The sequence below is a fragment of the Paenarthrobacter sp. YJN-5 genome (assembly GCF_015040095.1).
In the GTDB taxonomy this organism is placed as follows: Bacteria; Actinomycetota; Actinomycetes; order Actinomycetales; family Micrococcaceae; genus Arthrobacter; species Arthrobacter ureafaciens.
This window is the reverse complement of record NZ_CP053544.1, coordinates 777531-791365: the sequence shown is the minus strand read 5'-3', so window position 1 is coordinate 791365 and position 13835 is coordinate 777531. Positions and strand designations below refer to the sequence as shown.

The window sequence follows — 13835 nt, the reverse complement described above, 5'->3', positions numbered from 1 at the left end:
GGTCGCCGCACACAACAAAGCCGCCCGCCTCCTTTCGGGGGCGGGCGGCTTTGTTGTGTGCGCTTACTTCTTGCCGGTATAGACGACGGCGGGTGCTGCCGGAGGCTGCATGCCCTCACCCACAAAGAAGCTCGGGTGCGGCGGCTGGTTGTACGCCACGTTCTCGCGGGCGACGGCCGTTCGGTACACGGTGTCGTGCATCAGGGTCCGCAGGCGAACCTCGGTGGGAGCTGTGGTGGTGTAGATCCGCAGCTCCGTGCTGTCCGTGGACGGCCAGGCGATTTCCTCGCGCCAATCGCCGAGGATGTCCGCCTGGATGGACGGGTTGCCCTTGGTGGTGTTGTTGCTGCGGGCGCCATCGGCGGTCAGCAAGCGATCGCTGGTCTCGGTTTCCCAGTTCCACTTGGAGATAGTGGGGACGCCGCGGGACACGGTGGCGTCGTAGTCGTGGTCCACGATTTCACGCAGCAGGTCGCCATCCCACCAGGCAAGGAAGTTCGCGGCGGGGATATTTTCCGCGATCAGCTCGCCCTTGGCGGACATCAACTGGCCCCGCGGAGAATCCCACGCCGCCGTCCCGCCTACGGCCCATCCTTCGGCCCCTTCATAGCGGGGATCGATGTCGCCCGCAGCTCCACGCCCGGTGTCCTTGGTGGCCGGGATGCTCCACAGCACCTCGCCGGTGGCAGCGTCCCGGAACGTGGCGCCACGGTTGCCGCTCTGGCTCATGCTCTCGTGGACGGCAAAGGTTTCCAGGCCGGGCCGCGAGGGATCCAGATCGCCCGTGTGGATGGCGTCGCCGTGGCCGAGCTTGGTGTTGTAGAGGGGCTGGCCATTGTCGTCGATGGTCATGGAACCGAAGACGAACTCGTCCTTGCCGTCCTGGTCAACGTCAGCCACGGAGAGGTTGTGATTGCCCTGGCCCTTGTATTGGTCGCCCGCCGCGTTGGAATCGAAGGACCAGCGCTTCACGAGCTTGCCGTCAACCAGGTCATAAGTCACCAGCACCGTACGGGTGTAGTAGCCGCGGCTGAACATCATGGACGGGTGCTCGCCGTCCAGGTACGCGACGGCTGCGAGGAAACGATCCACGCGGTTGCCGTAGTTATCGCCCCAGCCGGCCACGGATCCGCGCTCAGGCTCATAAGCGACCGTGTCCAGGATGGTCCCCGTCCCGCCCTTGAACACCGTGAGGAACTCCGGGCCGGCCAGCACGTAGCCGGCGCTGTTGCGGTAGTCGGCGTTGGCGTCGCCGATCACTGTGCCTGAAGCATCCGTGGTGCCATCCGCCGTCTTGAGCGAAACCTCGGCCTTACCGTCGCCGTCGAAGTCGTACGCCAGGACCTGCGTGTAGTGCGCCCCGGCGCGAATGTTGCGGCCGAGGTCGATGCGCCATAGCTTGGTGCCGTCCAGCTTGTAGGCGTCCACATAGACGTTGCCCGTGTAGCCGGACTGCGAATTGTCCTTCGCGTTGGACGGCGACCACGTCTGGATGACCTCATACTTGCCGTCACCGTCGAGGTCCGCCACGGTGGCGTCGTTGGCCGAGTAGGTGTAAGCCTTGCCGTCGGGGGTGACGCCGTCCGCCGGCTTGTCCAGCTTGATGCCGAGGTAATTTTGGGCCAGCGGCGTGACAGCCTCGGTCAGCTTGTCCTGGCCTTGGCCACTGCCCACCGTCTTAATGACGTAGCTTGAGGTGGCCGTTCCCGCAGGATCCACGAAGAAGGTTGAATTGCGGATGGGTTCGGGCGTGATGTTGACGCCGTCGCGGAGCACTTGGAACCCGATGCTGTCCTTGTCCAGGCCCAGCATGCGCCAACTGACACTCACGCCTTGGTCAGTCAGGACCGCCACCGGCGCACGGTCCAGGTTTTCCACCTGCCTCTTCGGCGTTTGGTCCTGCTTCGCGCTGACGACGGCGGGCGCGTTGCCTGGCGCTGTTTGGGTGGTTGCCGCTTGCGCGATGGGCACACCCGTGAAGGCCAGGGCTGCCGCGGTGAGGGTGGCCATGGCCGTGAGGGGAACGAGTGGTCTGCGGGAGGAACATTTCGAGGGGTAAGCCAAAGAACATCTCCTTTGATGCTGGACAGCGGAGGGTCCGCCGTCCACGTTTGGAACGTTTCACTTGCTTCCAGAAAACGCTTTCCGCGGTCTATGTTTACAGCGCTCCACACCTTGGTCAAGGGTTTGACTGTAAATTACTGTGTGTTTTCGATTCTTGATGTTTACTTTTGTTGACATTCACCCTGAAGGTGAACCGGCATTGCCTCTGGTCCGCATCCGGGAATCCGGATATCGTAAGTATGCTGACAAATTCCGAGCGAGCCAGGAGGACACTGTGACCGAGAAGGATACGGAACGCATCACCGCAAGCGAAGACACCTTGAACCCAATCACCCACCCGTTCGACCAAACCAACGGCTTGGCGGACGACCTCGACGGCGATTCCGACGGTACGGCTGAGAGCGATACGCGCAGCGAAGCCGAACGCACGGACGACGACGAATCAGGGGCAGGCGTACTGGACGGCGACACCAACGAGGACGCCACAGGCCCCGAAGGCAGGAAAGGCCCGGGTGCCGTGCCGCCCCTCGGCGGAGCACTCGGACAGCACTAGCAGCACGTGGAATGCCGCCCCGGCCATCGCCCGGGGCGGCATCTCTTCGTCACGACTTCAAAGGAACCTCATGACTACCTGGCTTATTACCGGTTGCTCAACAGGCCTCGGCCGGGCCTTGGCGAAAGCCGTGCTCGAGAAGGGGCACAACGCGGTGGTCACCGCACGTGACACCGCAACCCTGCAGGACCTCACCACTGAATTCCCGACGACGGCCCTCGCCGTGGGGCTCGATGTCACCGACGCCAACCAGGTTGCCGAAGCCGTGAAGAAGGCGGAGGACCGGTTCGGCGGCGTTGATGTGCTGGTCAATAACGCCGGATACGGTTACCGTGCGGCCGTCGAAGAGGGCGATGAGGAGGATGTCAGGGCCCTTTTCGACACCAACGTGTTCGGCCCCGTATCCATGATCAAAGCGGTGCTTCCCGGCATGCGTGCACGGCGGTCCGGGGCCATTGTGAACATCTCCTCCATAGGCGCCCGGATTTGCCCTCCCGGTTCCGGTTACTACGCCGCTTCCAAGGCCGCGCTGGAGGGCATCTCGGGGTCAATGCAGAAGGAGCTGGCGCCGCTGGGAATTTCGGTCACCGCGGTGGAGCCGGGAGGATTCCGCACGGACTTTGCGGGGCGTTCCCTGACGCAGTCCGCGGAGGCCATCGATGACTATGCTGACACCGCCGGAAAGCGCCGCAAGGAAAACGACACCGTTCACGGTACCCAGCCCGGCGACCCGGACAAGGCTGCGCAGGTGATCATCGACGCCTTTGAAGCCGAAGAGACGCCCGCCTTCCTGTTGTTGGGAGCGGACGCCCTGTATGCCTACGACGCCGTTGAAGAAGCAATGCGGGCCGAGGTGGAGCGCTGGCGGGAACGGAGCGGGAGCACCGGTTACACAGAGTAAAGAGCAACGTGTAATCGGTCACACTTGGGCGGATTTGCTTGTCATTCAGGGCAGCCACCATGAACCATGAATGAGGGAACGCGTTCCCAACAAGCTGAATCAGCAATCCTCACCGACGAGGATGCGGCCCCGGGCGAAGAGGCTTGGGGCTGTTAAAAGCCTGAGTGAAAGTACTGACAATGACGACACATACTGACTCCATCTCGCTTAAAATCTGGGATAACTCGGCAATCGACCACACCATCGAAGCCGCTATCCGGGATCTCACCCCTCGCGCCGCTGCGGAGAACTGCGGTATCTCCGTGACCCTCAGCGGACCCAAGACCTTCACGGTCAGCCTTAACCGCTAAGCAGTCCAGACACACAAAAAGCGGACGACTCCGGTACCCACCGGCGTCGTCCGCTTTTTTGTTGCTCCGCGAGTTCGCTGGAAACGTGCCAAACACCCTGCAAGTTTCCCTACGACGCCGCAGGTTTTGCGCCCGGCCGGTGACCAAGCCGTGGAGTAGCCTTGGACTTCGAGGCACAGCTTGGCCAGGGAGGACGCATCAGTATCCGAAGCGCAGGGATCCTGCTTTACAGGCGGTCCGCGGAGCATGGCTTGGAACTTTGGATTGCCCATATGGGCGGCCCTTTCTGGGCCCGCAAGGACCAGCACGCCTGGTCCATCCCGAAGGGTGAATTCGCAGACGACGAAGACCCGTTGGTTGCTGCCCGGCGCGAGTTCACGGAGGAGATCGGGTCACCTCCGCCGGACGCGGAGTACCACCTGCTGGGTGTCTTCCGGCAACCCTCCGGCAAACTCATCACCGCCTTCGCAGCGGAAGCCCCGTCTTTCCAGCCGGAGGAAGTGGTGAGCAACACCTTCCCCATGGAATGGCCCAAAGGCTCCGGTTCCATCAAGGAGTTCCCCGAGATCGACGACGCCCAGTGGATCGACGACGCAACGGCACGCACCAAGCTGGTCAAGGGTCAGCTGCCCATTGTGGATGCGCTGGTGGCGCACCTCAATGCTTGATCAGCGTCTCAACGCCGCCGAAATCTGCGGTAGGCCCTCGATCTCAAGCCGTCTCAGACGACCGTGAAGACCACCTAAATGAGCCCCATTTCCTGTCCTAGCGCCGATAACTCGTCCGCAGCGTCCTTCTGGGCCACCAAAGCCCGGCGTTTGTAATCGTAGAGTGACTCCGCCATCACGCGGCGGTGTGTGCCTACCTTACGGAACTCGATCTGGCCTGATTCCAGTAACCGGACCAAATAGGGACGCGATACGTTGAGCAGATCCGCGGCTTGCTGGGTCGACAGTTCGGCATTCATCGGGATGACGGTGACTCCTTGCCCGGCCGCCATCTTTCCCAGGATTCGAATCATCAGTTCGGCTGCAGGTCCGGGCATCTCCAGGTGCCCCCCGTCAGCCACTGTCATCTCAACCGGCTGGCGCGGGTCAGTGTGCGAGTCCACGGCTCTCCGCAGGACCTTCAATGCGTCCCGGGCCATTTCAGCATCGCTTCCGTGCGGATACGCCGGAGTTGCCGGCTCAACGGTCATCGCGCGTCCTCCTAGGTTGGGCAGGGTACCCAAGCAAGCTTAGTCGCTAAACGAAATAAACGAAACGCCTTCCTGCTATCGGCTCTTCCTTGTTGTGAACTCCCGGATCCAGTCAACGGTTTCGGGGTGGTCCAGGTGGAGGCCGTGCCCCGCACCCGGGACGCGCACCAGCAGTGAACCCCGGATGTGCCGCCGGAGCGCAACGGCATTCGGCAGCGGCGTCAACGGGTCCTCCGTCCCGTGGAGAATCAACGTCGGAGCAAGGATGGAACCCAGCTCCGACCACGCGTCATGCTCACGGCTGGCCCTGAAGTGACGCGACTTTGCCCAGGCCGAGGCCTTGGATGTAAAGAACGTTTGCACCGCATCGGGGTGGTCCGCAGCCCACTCCGCGTCGAAGAACAAAGGGGCCAGCCGAGCCAAGTCGCCGCTCACCAGGGCCGCCATGGCCGCCGGATCCGCCCGCATCCCCGGATCCGTTGATCGTCCTCCACTGCTCGCAGCCAGGATCAACGTCCTCACCCGCTCAGGGAAGTCGATGGCGAGCCACTGCCCTATCCGGCCACCCATGGAGTGCCCATAAACGTGCGCAATCTCCACTCCGGCGGCGTCCAGTACAGCAACCGCATCGGCAGCCAGCAAACGGGTGGAATAGCGATCAGCTTGCCCCTGCCCGCTGCGGCCAATCCCACGGTGGTCGAAGCGGATCACGCGATAGAAGCGGGACAGCAGTTCCGCCGTCGGGCCCCAACCGTCCATGGCCGTCGCCTGACCTGCGATCAACAGCAATGGCTCCCCGCCGCCGGACTCCGTCCACGCCAGTTCGGTGCCGTCAGGGGCCGCAGCAAAGTTCACCGTGACACTTTATCGGGGCAGCGGCCGGAAGAGTCTGCGCGGCGGCTAGCGTTAAGGGATGACCGCGGAATACAGGTACGACGTCGACGTGCTTCACCTTTTGGTGTCGCCCGCGCATGCCTACTTTGGCAGGGCACGGGAGGGCGCCGCAGATGTTCCGACCACCGATGCACCGACTGCGGAGCTTGTTGCAGGCAAAGGCATTGTTGGCGACCGTTTCTTTGGCAAAGCGGCGCACATGGATGCGGCAGTGACTGTGTTCGCGGTCGAGGCGCTGGAGGCTATAGCTGCCGAACTCGGTTCCGGGCCGTTTGATCCCCTGTTGACCCGGCGGAATGTGGTGATCCGAGGCGCGGAGCTGGCACCCCTGCTGGGCCACGAATTCGTCCTCGAGTCGGGCAAGGATTCCGTCCGTTTGAAAGCCGGCCGCCCCGCCCACCCCTGCGCGTGGATGGACCAGATGTTGGCTCCCGGCGCCCACAAAGCCATGCGGGGAAGGGGCGGAGTAAGATGCCAGGTGATCTCCGGCGGGTTCCTCCATCGTGGGCCTGCCACCCTGGTAAGCCCTGTCCCCCTGGACCCGGCCCGCGCCGGGGAAGCTTCCGTGCTGCGGCCCACCCGGCTGCCCTAGCTGCGAACCTGCGCCTCACACCTCCGCAGCCGGCGCCGCGAACTGGGCTTCGTAGAGCCGGGAGTACGCGCCACCGGCGGAGAGAAGCTCCGAGTGGGTCCCCTGCTCCACGATCTGCCCGGACTCCATGACCAGGATGAGGTCGGCGTCCCGGATCGTGGAGAGCCTGTGCGCGATGACGAAGCTGGTCCGGTCCGAGCGCAGGGCATTCATGGCCTTCTGGACCAGCACTTCCGTACGGGTGTCCACCGAGCTCGTGGCCTCATCCAGGATCAGCACTGAAGGGCGTGACAGGAAGGCCCGGGCAATGGTGAGCAACTGCTTCTCCCCTGTCGAGACGTTGCTGCCCTCATCGTCCAACAGGGTGTTGTACCCCTCGGGCAAGGAGCGCACAAAGCGGTCAACATACGTGGCCTGTGCAGCCTCCACGATCGATGCTTCCGAAGCGTCGGGCCGGCCATAGGCGATGTTGTCCCGGATTGTCCCGCCGAACAGCCACGTATCCTGCAGCACCATGCCCATCCGCGAGCGCAGTTCCTGCCGGGACATGGTGGAGATGTCTACGCCGTCCAGGGTGATCCTGCCGCCGTCGAGCTCGTAGAAGCGCATCATGAGGTTCACCAAGGTTGTCTTGCCCGCACCTGTTGGCCCAACAATGGCGATGCTTTGCCCCGGTTCGGCCACCAGGTTGAGCCCGGTGATGAGCGGCTTGTCCGGCGAGTAGCTGAAAGAAACGTCCTCGAAGACCAGCCGGCCGGGCCCTCCGGCCGATGAAGCATCCGAAGGCTCAGGCGATTCTTCCTCTTCGTCGAGCAACTCGAAGACCCGTTCGGCGGAGGCCACACCGGATTGCAGCATGTTCGCCATGGATCCGAGCTGCGCAAGCGGCATGGTGAACTGCCGCGAGTACTGGATGAATGCCTGCACGTCGCCGAGCTGCATTCCGCCGGAAGCCACTTGCAGGCCGCCCACCACGGCGATGGCCACATAGACGAGGTTCCCGATGAACGTCATGGCAGGCATGATCAGTCCGCTGACGAACTGGGCACCGAAGCTGGCCTGGAAGAGCTCGGAATTCTTGTCCCGGAACTTCTGCTGTACCTCGTCCTGCCGGCCGAACACCTTCACCAAAGCGTGTCCGGTGTAGGTCTCCTCAATGTGGCCGTTGAGTTCGCCGGTGTTCTTCCACTGGGCCACGAAGAGCTTTTGGGAACGCTTGGCGATCAGCACGGTGATCCCGAGGGTCAGGGGAATAGTGATGAGGGCAATCAGGGCCAGCAGCGGGGAGAGGATGAACATCATCACCAGCACCCCCAGCACGGTCAGCAGGGAGGAGACGACTTGGCTGATGGATTGTTGGAGGCTTTGGGAGATGTTGTCGACGTCGTTGGTCACCCGGCTGAGGAGCTCGCCGCGCTGGATTTTGTCGAAGTACTTCAGCGGCAGCCTGTGGATTTTCGCTTCGATCCGTTCGCGCAACCGGTAGACGGTCCTTTGGACGACGCCGTTGAGGATGTACGCCTGGATCCAACCGAACGCCGCGGCCAGGACATACAGCACGAGCGTCCAGAGCAGTACCGAGGACAGCGCGCCGAAGTCGATGCCGACGCCGGGTGTCAGGGGCATGGCGCTGAGCATGTCGGCTTTGGTGTTCTCGCCGGCGGCGCGGAGCCCTGCGATCACGGCTTCCTTGGAAACGCCGGCGGGCAGTTCCTTGGAAACGACGCCGGCGAAGATCAGGTTGGTGCCTTCGCCAAGCAGCCGTGGGCCAATGACGTTCGGGCCACGCTGACAACGGCGAACATCAGGACAAGGCCAAGCCAGACCCGTTCGGGATGCAGGGTTCCCAGCAGACGCTTGGCGGAGGCGCCGAAGTTGGAGGCCTTCTCGGCCGGGACGTTCATGCCGGCGAACGGCCCGCCCCTGCCCGGCCCCATCGGGGGACGCTGCGGACCCCGGACAGCTGTACTCATGCCGCCTCCTCCGCTGCGAGTTGGGAGGCCACGATTTCCCGGTACGTTTCGGAAGTCTCCAACAGCTCATCGTGCGTTCCCTGCCCAACGATCCTGCCGTCGTCGAGCACTAGTATCCGGTCAGCATCCGCGATGCTGGAGACGCGCTGGGCGATGATCACCAACGTGGCACCCTGGGTGTGCTGTTTAAGGGCGCGGCGCAGCCGGGCGTCCGTCGCGGTATCCAGGGACGAGAACGAATCGTCAAAGATGTAGAGTTCGGGCTGTTTGACCAGTGCCCGGGCGATGGCGAGCCGTTGCCGCTGACCGCCGGATACGTTGGTCCCGCCCTGGGAGACCGGCGCGTCCAGCCCGCCGTCCATTTCCTCAACAAAGTCGCGGGCTTGGGCGACGGAGAGAGCCTGCCACAGTTCGTCGTCGGTGGCGTCCGGTTTGCCGTAAAGCAGGTTGCTGCGGACGGTTCCGGAGAACAGGTAGGGCTTTTGCGGCACCAACCCGATGTGCCCCCACAGGTGGTCGGGTTGCAGTTCCCGGACGTCCACGCCGTCCATCCGGACGGATCCCGAGGTGGCGTCGAAGAGCCGCGGCATCAGGTTCACGAGGGTGGTCTTGCCCGCCCCGGTGCTGCCGATGATCGCCGTGGTCTGGCCGGCCCGGGCGGTGAAGGACACCCCGCTGAGGACGGGCTGCTCGGCAGCCGGGTAGGCGAATCCGACGTCGCGCATTTCCAGCTCGCCCCTGCGGTGGCCGGTAAGGGAAACAGGGTTCGACGGCGGCTGGACGCTTGAGTCGGTCCTCAGCACCTCGCCGATGCGGTCTGCTGAGACGGAGGCACGCGGGATCATCACGGCCATGAACGTGGCCATCATGACGGACATGAGGATTTGCATGAGGTAGCTCAGGAACGCGATGAGCGTCCCCACCTGCATGGAGCCGTCCTCGATCCGGAACGACCCAAGCCAGATCACCGCCACACTGGAAATGTTCATGACCAGCATGACCACGGGGAACATGAGCGCCATCAGCCGGCCGGCCCGCAGCGCAACGTCCGTGACGTCGTCGTTCGCTTTGCCGAACCGCAGCGATTCCATGTCTTCCCGCACGAAGGCCCGCACCACGCGGATACCGGTCAGTTGCTCGCGAAGCACCCTGTTCACGGCGTCGATCCGGACCTGCATTTTGCGGAACAGCGGAACCATCCGGGTCACGATCAGCCCGACGCAAACCAGCAGCACCGGCACCGCCACGGCGATCAACCACGACAGTTGCGCATCTTGCCGAACCGCCCTGATCACCCCGCCGATACTCAGCATCGGCGCCGTGACCATCAGGGTGCAGGACATCAGGACCAACTGCTGGACCTGCTGGACGTCGTTGGTGGAGCGGGTGATGAGGGACGCCGCGCCAAAGCGGCTGACCTCTTGCTCCGAGAACTCCCCCACCCTGCCGAAGATCGCGTCACGGAGGTCGCGGCCAAGGCTCATTGCCGCTTTGGCGCCGAAGTACACCGCAATGACGGCGCAGGCGATCTGCAGCAGGGTAATCAGCAGCATAACCGCGCCCATGCGGAGGATGTATCCGGTGTCGCCTGTGGCGACACCTTGGTCGATGATGTCGGCGTTGAGCGTGGGCAGGTACAGCGAGGCGATGGACTGCGCCAGCTGGAAAACGACGACGGCGACCAGCAGCCGCTGATGCGGCCGGAGGAAACGAACAAGGACCTTCCACAGCATGGGATCTCCAGCGTCCGGGGGTAAACCGAAGGCCAGTTTACGTCTGGTTGCTGGGGGCAACTAGGGGGTATTCAGTAGGCTGGAAGCGTTCCACCCCAGAACCGCTATGAAGGGACCGAAGTTTTGGCTTACATCACCGTCGGAAACGAAAACAGCACTGAGATTGAGCTCTACTACGAGGACCACGGGGCGGGGCAGCCTGTGGTGCTGATCCACGGCTATCCCTTGGACGGATCCTCGTGGGAGAAGCAGACAGCGGCCCTCCTTGACGCCGGCTACAGGGTGATCACCTATGACCGCCGCGGCTTCGGGAAGTCCAGCAAGCCCACGGTCGGCTACGACTACGACACCTTCGCAGCTGACCTCAAAGCGGTCCTGGAAACCCTCGACCTCAACGACGCCGTACTGGTGGGGTTCTCCATGGGTACAGGCGAGGTTGCCCGCTACATCAGCACCTACGGTACCGGCCGCGTGGCCAAGGCGGTGTTCCTCGGCTCCCTGGAACCGTTCCTTTTGAAGACCGACGACAATCCGGATGGCGTCCCGCAGGATGTCTTCGATGGCCTCGCCCAGGCCGTCAAGGCTGATCGTTACGCCTTCTTCACGGATTTCTTCAAGAACTTCTACAACAGCGACACCTTCCTGGGCACCGACCGCCTCAGCCAGGAATTGGTCGATGCGAGCTGGAACCTGGCAGCAAATTCGGGTGCATTCGCATCAGTTGCCGCACAGCCCACGTGGCTCACTGATTTCCGCGCGGATATCCCCACAATCGATGTCCCCGCTTTGATCGTTCACGGCACTGCGGACAATATCCTGCCCATCGATGTCACGGGCCGCCGATTCAAGGATGCACTTCCCAGCGCCGAATACGTGGAAATCGAGGGGGCGCCGCACGGTTTCCTGTGGACGCACGGAGCAGAAATCAACGAAGCCCTTCTGGCGTTCCTCAAAAAGTAGGTAAATAGCCCTCAAGAACCTTTTCTTGAGGGCTATTTCCTAAGTGATCCTGAGTTTGCGGACTTTCTTTCCCAGCCGGAGATACTCCTGCTGGACCGCGTCCGCTGCCGTCCGTTCCCTGGCGTGGAGAACTCCGTACGTAAATGCGGCGTTGCCCATGCCGGGAGCGGAGCCGAGCTTCAACAGTTCAGTCCGGGCTACGGCACTGTCCTGGTGTTCACCCAAGATGGTCTGAATCCGGTGGGCCATATCAGCGATCTTCGATGCCTGCTTGCCGTGGATGCTTTCTGCCGCCGCAGCCGCAAAGCGCAATTTCTTGGCTGCCTTCCGGACTTCGTGGAAGGCCTTGTCACGGGAAGGCCCGACGGCGGCGGCAACCGCTGCGTCGTGGCGTTCGGCGAGGCGTTTGGCAGCCTTGTTGACGCGCTTGGCCGTTGCCTTGCCTGCACCGGGCATGACCTCGGATGCGACCGGAGGCTCCTCGACGAAGGCCTCCAGTTGGTCCAGCAGCCGGAAGTATCCAGGACTGTCCATCCGGGATCGGATGGCCGTCAGCGCAGTGTCCTTACGAACCTTCATGCGTTCGTCCAGCTCTGCCGCCAAGGGGCCCAGCACGAGCCTTCCCGGCAGTTCATCCAGCGATTCCCGCAGCCGCCGATGGAGCACCTCGGCGTCCCTGTACCGGCCCAGGGTTTGGGCGAGCGATTTCAAGCCCGCTTCCAACTCGTCCACCGGGCCGGCTTTGAAGAACTTGCGGTAGCTGTGGAGCACCGACCGGATCCGCCGGGTGACGGACCGCAGCTGGTGGACGGAATCATCGGCGTTCATCCTGACCTGGGCATCCCGCCGGAGCATCCTGGCCACTTGTTGGTCAAGGTAGTTGAGGACGGGCACAACGGCCGGTCCCTTGCGTTCGGGGACCTCGCGGCCTCTCCCCTTGGGACGGGGCAAGTGTCCGGCCAGCGCGGTTGCGAGTTTGGACGTGCGTTCGCTGGGGCGCGCGCCGGTTTTCGTAAGTATCCCGGCAGCGGCATCGAACAGTGCTGCCGCGGCGTCGTCGCCCGGATTGTGGTTCAGCTCCAGTTCCCATTCACGCCACGTGCGGGAGGTGGCATCGGTGAAAGACACCTGGGCCTCGACGTGGTCATCGACGAACTCGGCAATCGCCCTGCCGTCTTCCGCATACAGGCCGATGCTGGTGCGGCGGGTATTCAAGATGGCCACAGGTGCCACGGCACGGCCGCGGGTGTAGGCGAGGACGTGAACCAGGATGTCGTCCGGAACCATCTCCGGCCGGCCCAACGCAGCATGTATTTCCGTGCGCCGCCCGGGGCCTTTCGGCAGCTTAAGGTGCCATCCGGCGTCGGGTCCTCCGGTACGACGGCGGAGCGTCATCCCGTAGGAGGCGAGGGCGAGCTCTTTGGTGTCGAAATAGACGGCCTCAAGCTGGTGGGTGACCGGTTCGCCCACTCTGGAGACGCCGTCGATGGCTTTCAAATCGGGCAGCGGTGTTGACGGGTCGACGTCGAACTTCCGCTCCACTTCCACAGTGGACTTGGCCATGGTCCGGTACCTCCTGCTGCCTTATATGCTGTTTGCAACGGTGAAGGCCGGCCGGATTTCCGGCCGGCCTTCACCGAGTTGCATCAGACCAGCGGTCCTCCAGCTTCATCTACGTCCCCACCGGAGATGGTGCCGCGCCAGGCGCCGGATTCATGCCCTTGGGCTTCGATGAACTTCTTGAACTTGTCCAGGTCCGCACCAACGCGCAGACTGTCGGCTCCAAGAGCCGAGCCTGCCTTTTCGGCGAGGGTGTCCGGTTCCCACACGAATTCAACGTTGACGCGGGTCCTGCCGGCATCAAGTGGTTCAAAGGTCACCGAGCCACCGTTGCGGGGGCCGTCCACGCTGGCCCAGCTCACCAGGGAGTCCGGAACCTGGTCAATGATCTGGGCGTTGTAGTCGCGCTTCACCCCTCCCACATTGGTTGAGAAGTGCAGTGCCGTGTCATCGATTTGCCGCACAGCTTCCACACCGTTCATGAACTCCGGGAAGCTCTCAAACTGGGTCCACTGGTTGTAGGCCACGGAAACGGGGACATCTACTTCAATTGACTTGTTGACGGTAGCCATGGATTTTGCTCCTTCATTGCCGTCGCGTGCGGGTGCCTTGCGGTCGCGTACCTCGTGCTGTCAGGTTTTAGCCTGCGTTGAAGTCTTCTTGGTCGTCGTCGTTCGGCGCCTGCTCCTGGGGAAGGTCGGTGCCGCTGCCGTCCGGCAGGTCCTCTGCGTCGGGTTGCAGGTTCTGTTCCTGGAGGGACTGCTCATCTGTCCCGCCGAAACGGCCTGCGCCCGGTTCGCCGGAGCTGTCCGAATCTTCCGGATCCAAGTGGCTGAGGTTCGGGGCGCCGGTTGCGTAGGTCTCGCCGTCGGGGCTGTCCTGGCTCAAACCGGCTTCGCTCAGGTCTTCTTCTACACGGGGCTGGGCCTGTCCTCCGCCAGCTTCCTGCTCTGCCGTCGGGGTGCCGTAGCCGCCTACTTCTTCTTCAGGTGTGGCGTTCTGACTGTCCATGAGACCTGTCCTTTCCAACGGTTAATGGAACACTTCGAATTTATAA

General features: G+C 63.1%; 13 protein-coding genes and 1 pseudogene. 6 read left to right on the top strand and 8 right to left on the bottom strand.

The features are described 5' to 3' along the window. Nucleotides 1-63: 63 nt before the first annotated feature. On the bottom strand, nt 64-2010 hold the full coding sequence (locus tag HMI59_RS03775; protein WP_227471529.1) for a rhamnogalacturonan lyase: 1947 nt from the start codon (nt 2008-2010) through the stop codon (nt 64-66). A 328-nt stretch (nt 2011-2338) separates the two neighbouring features. On the opposite strand from HMI59_RS03775, the gene HMI59_RS03770 reads away from it, so the two are divergent. From HMI59_RS03770 to HMI59_RS03755, 4 genes are all read left to right on the top strand, one after another. Beyond that, nucleotides 2339-2617, top strand: coding sequence for a hypothetical protein (locus HMI59_RS03770; protein WP_227471528.1), 279 nt, complete (start codon nt 2339-2341; stop codon nt 2615-2617). Between the two features lie 70 nt (nt 2618-2687). Then, nucleotides 2688-3518: an oxidoreductase gene (locus HMI59_RS03765; protein WP_193592852.1), complete on the top strand. Its 831-nt coding sequence runs from the start codon at nt 2688-2690 to the stop codon at nt 3516-3518. Between the two features lie 179 nt (nt 3519-3697). Then, on the top strand, nt 3698-3868 hold the full coding sequence (locus HMI59_RS03760) for a hypothetical protein (RefSeq protein ID WP_021473460.1): 171 nt from the start codon (nt 3698-3700) through the stop codon (nt 3866-3868). Between the two features lie 197 nt (nt 3869-4065). Continuing rightward, nucleotides 4066-4536 (top strand): NUDIX domain-containing protein, encoded by a 471-nt coding sequence (locus tag HMI59_RS03755; protein WP_193593660.1) that lies wholly within the window; start codon nt 4066-4068, stop codon nt 4534-4536. Between the two features lie 74 nt (nt 4537-4610). On the opposite strand, the gene HMI59_RS03750 is transcribed toward HMI59_RS03755, so the two are convergent. Further along, nucleotides 4611-5066 (bottom strand): excisionase family DNA-binding protein, encoded by a 456-nt coding sequence (locus HMI59_RS03750; RefSeq protein ID WP_193592851.1) that lies wholly within the window; start codon nt 5064-5066, stop codon nt 4611-4613. A gap of 75 nt (nt 5067-5141) precedes the next feature. Further along, a complete protein-coding gene (locus HMI59_RS03745) occupies nt 5142-5921 on the bottom strand; it encodes an alpha/beta fold hydrolase (protein ID WP_227471527.1) in 780 nt (259 codons plus the stop codon). Nucleotides 5922-5979: 58 nt separating this feature from the next. Between HMI59_RS03745 and HMI59_RS03740 the strand changes: the two genes are divergently transcribed. Continuing rightward, complete coding sequence (locus HMI59_RS03740) at nt 5980-6552, top strand: MOSC domain-containing protein (protein WP_193592850.1); 573 nt, start codon at nt 5980-5982, stop codon at nt 6550-6552. A gap of 15 nt (nt 6553-6567) precedes the next feature. Here HMI59_RS03740 and HMI59_RS03735 read toward each other — a convergent pair. Together HMI59_RS03735 and HMI59_RS03725 are read right to left on the bottom strand one after the other, a co-directional pair. Continuing rightward, nucleotides 6568-8525: pseudogene (locus tag HMI59_RS03735) on the bottom strand (ABC transporter ATP-binding protein). Further along, the gene (locus HMI59_RS03725; RefSeq protein ID WP_193592849.1) at nt 8522-10258 is read right to left on the bottom strand and encodes an ABC transporter ATP-binding protein; all 1737 of its coding nucleotides are present in this window, start codon (nt 10256-10258) and stop codon (nt 8522-8524) included. The pseudogene HMI59_RS03735 and the gene HMI59_RS03725 overlap by 4 nt, the downstream one beginning before the upstream one ends. A 123-nt stretch (nt 10259-10381) precedes the next feature. Between HMI59_RS03725 and HMI59_RS03720 the strand changes: the two genes are divergently transcribed. Continuing rightward, nucleotides 10382-11218 (top strand): alpha/beta fold hydrolase, encoded by an 837-nt coding sequence (locus HMI59_RS03720; protein WP_193592848.1) that lies wholly within the window; start codon nt 10382-10384, stop codon nt 11216-11218. Nucleotides 11219-11257: 39 nt separating this feature from the next. On the opposite strand, the gene HMI59_RS03715 is transcribed toward HMI59_RS03720, so the two are convergent. The 3 genes from HMI59_RS03715 to HMI59_RS03705 all read right to left on the bottom strand — a co-directional run bounded on the left by HMI59_RS03715 (nt 11258) and on the right by HMI59_RS03705 (nt 13789). Then, a complete protein-coding gene (locus HMI59_RS03715) occupies nt 11258-12781 on the bottom strand; it encodes a CYTH and CHAD domain-containing protein (protein WP_193592847.1) in 1524 nt (507 codons plus the stop codon). Between the two features lie 83 nt (nt 12782-12864). Next, complete coding sequence (locus HMI59_RS03710) at nt 12865-13350, bottom strand: SRPBCC family protein (RefSeq protein WP_193592846.1); 486 nt, start codon at nt 13348-13350, stop codon at nt 12865-12867. Nucleotides 13351-13417: 67 nt separating this feature from the next. Further along, nucleotides 13418-13789 (bottom strand): hypothetical protein, encoded by a 372-nt coding sequence (locus tag HMI59_RS03705; protein WP_166186606.1) that lies wholly within the window; start codon nt 13787-13789, stop codon nt 13418-13420. Nucleotides 13790-13835 lie beyond the last annotated feature (46 nt).

Bases quoted from the DNA above. Each gene is read 5' to 3' on its own strand.
- HMI59_RS03775 (WP_227471529.1), bottom strand. From the start codon at position 2,010: ATGGCCACCCTCACCGCGGCAGCCCTGGCCTTCACGGGTGTGCCCATC.
- HMI59_RS03765 (WP_193592852.1), top strand. From the start codon at position 2,688: ATGACTACCTGGCTTATTACCGGTTGCTCAACAGGCCTCGGCCGGGCC.
- HMI59_RS03760 (WP_021473460.1), top strand. From the start codon at position 3,698: ATGACGACACATACTGACTCCATCTCGCTTAAAATCTGGGATAACTCG.
- HMI59_RS03750 (WP_193592851.1), bottom strand. From the start codon at position 5,066: ATGACCGTTGAGCCGGCAACTCCGGCGTATCCGCACGGAAGCGATGCT.
- HMI59_RS03740 (WP_193592850.1), top strand. From the start codon at position 5,980: ATGACCGCGGAATACAGGTACGACGTCGACGTGCTTCACCTTTTGGTG.
- HMI59_RS03725 (WP_193592849.1), bottom strand. From the start codon at position 10,258: ATGCTGTGGAAGGTCCTTGTTCGTTTCCTCCGGCCGCATCAGCGGCTG.
- HMI59_RS03715 (WP_193592847.1), bottom strand. From the start codon at position 12,781: ATGGCCAAGTCCACTGTGGAAGTGGAGCGGAAGTTCGACGTCGACCCG.
- HMI59_RS03710 (WP_193592846.1), bottom strand. From the start codon at position 13,350: ATGGCTACCGTCAACAAGTCAATTGAAGTAGATGTCCCCGTTTCCGTG.
- HMI59_RS03705 (WP_166186606.1), bottom strand. From the start codon at position 13,789: ATGGACAGTCAGAACGCCACACCTGAAGAAGAAGTAGGCGGCTACGGC.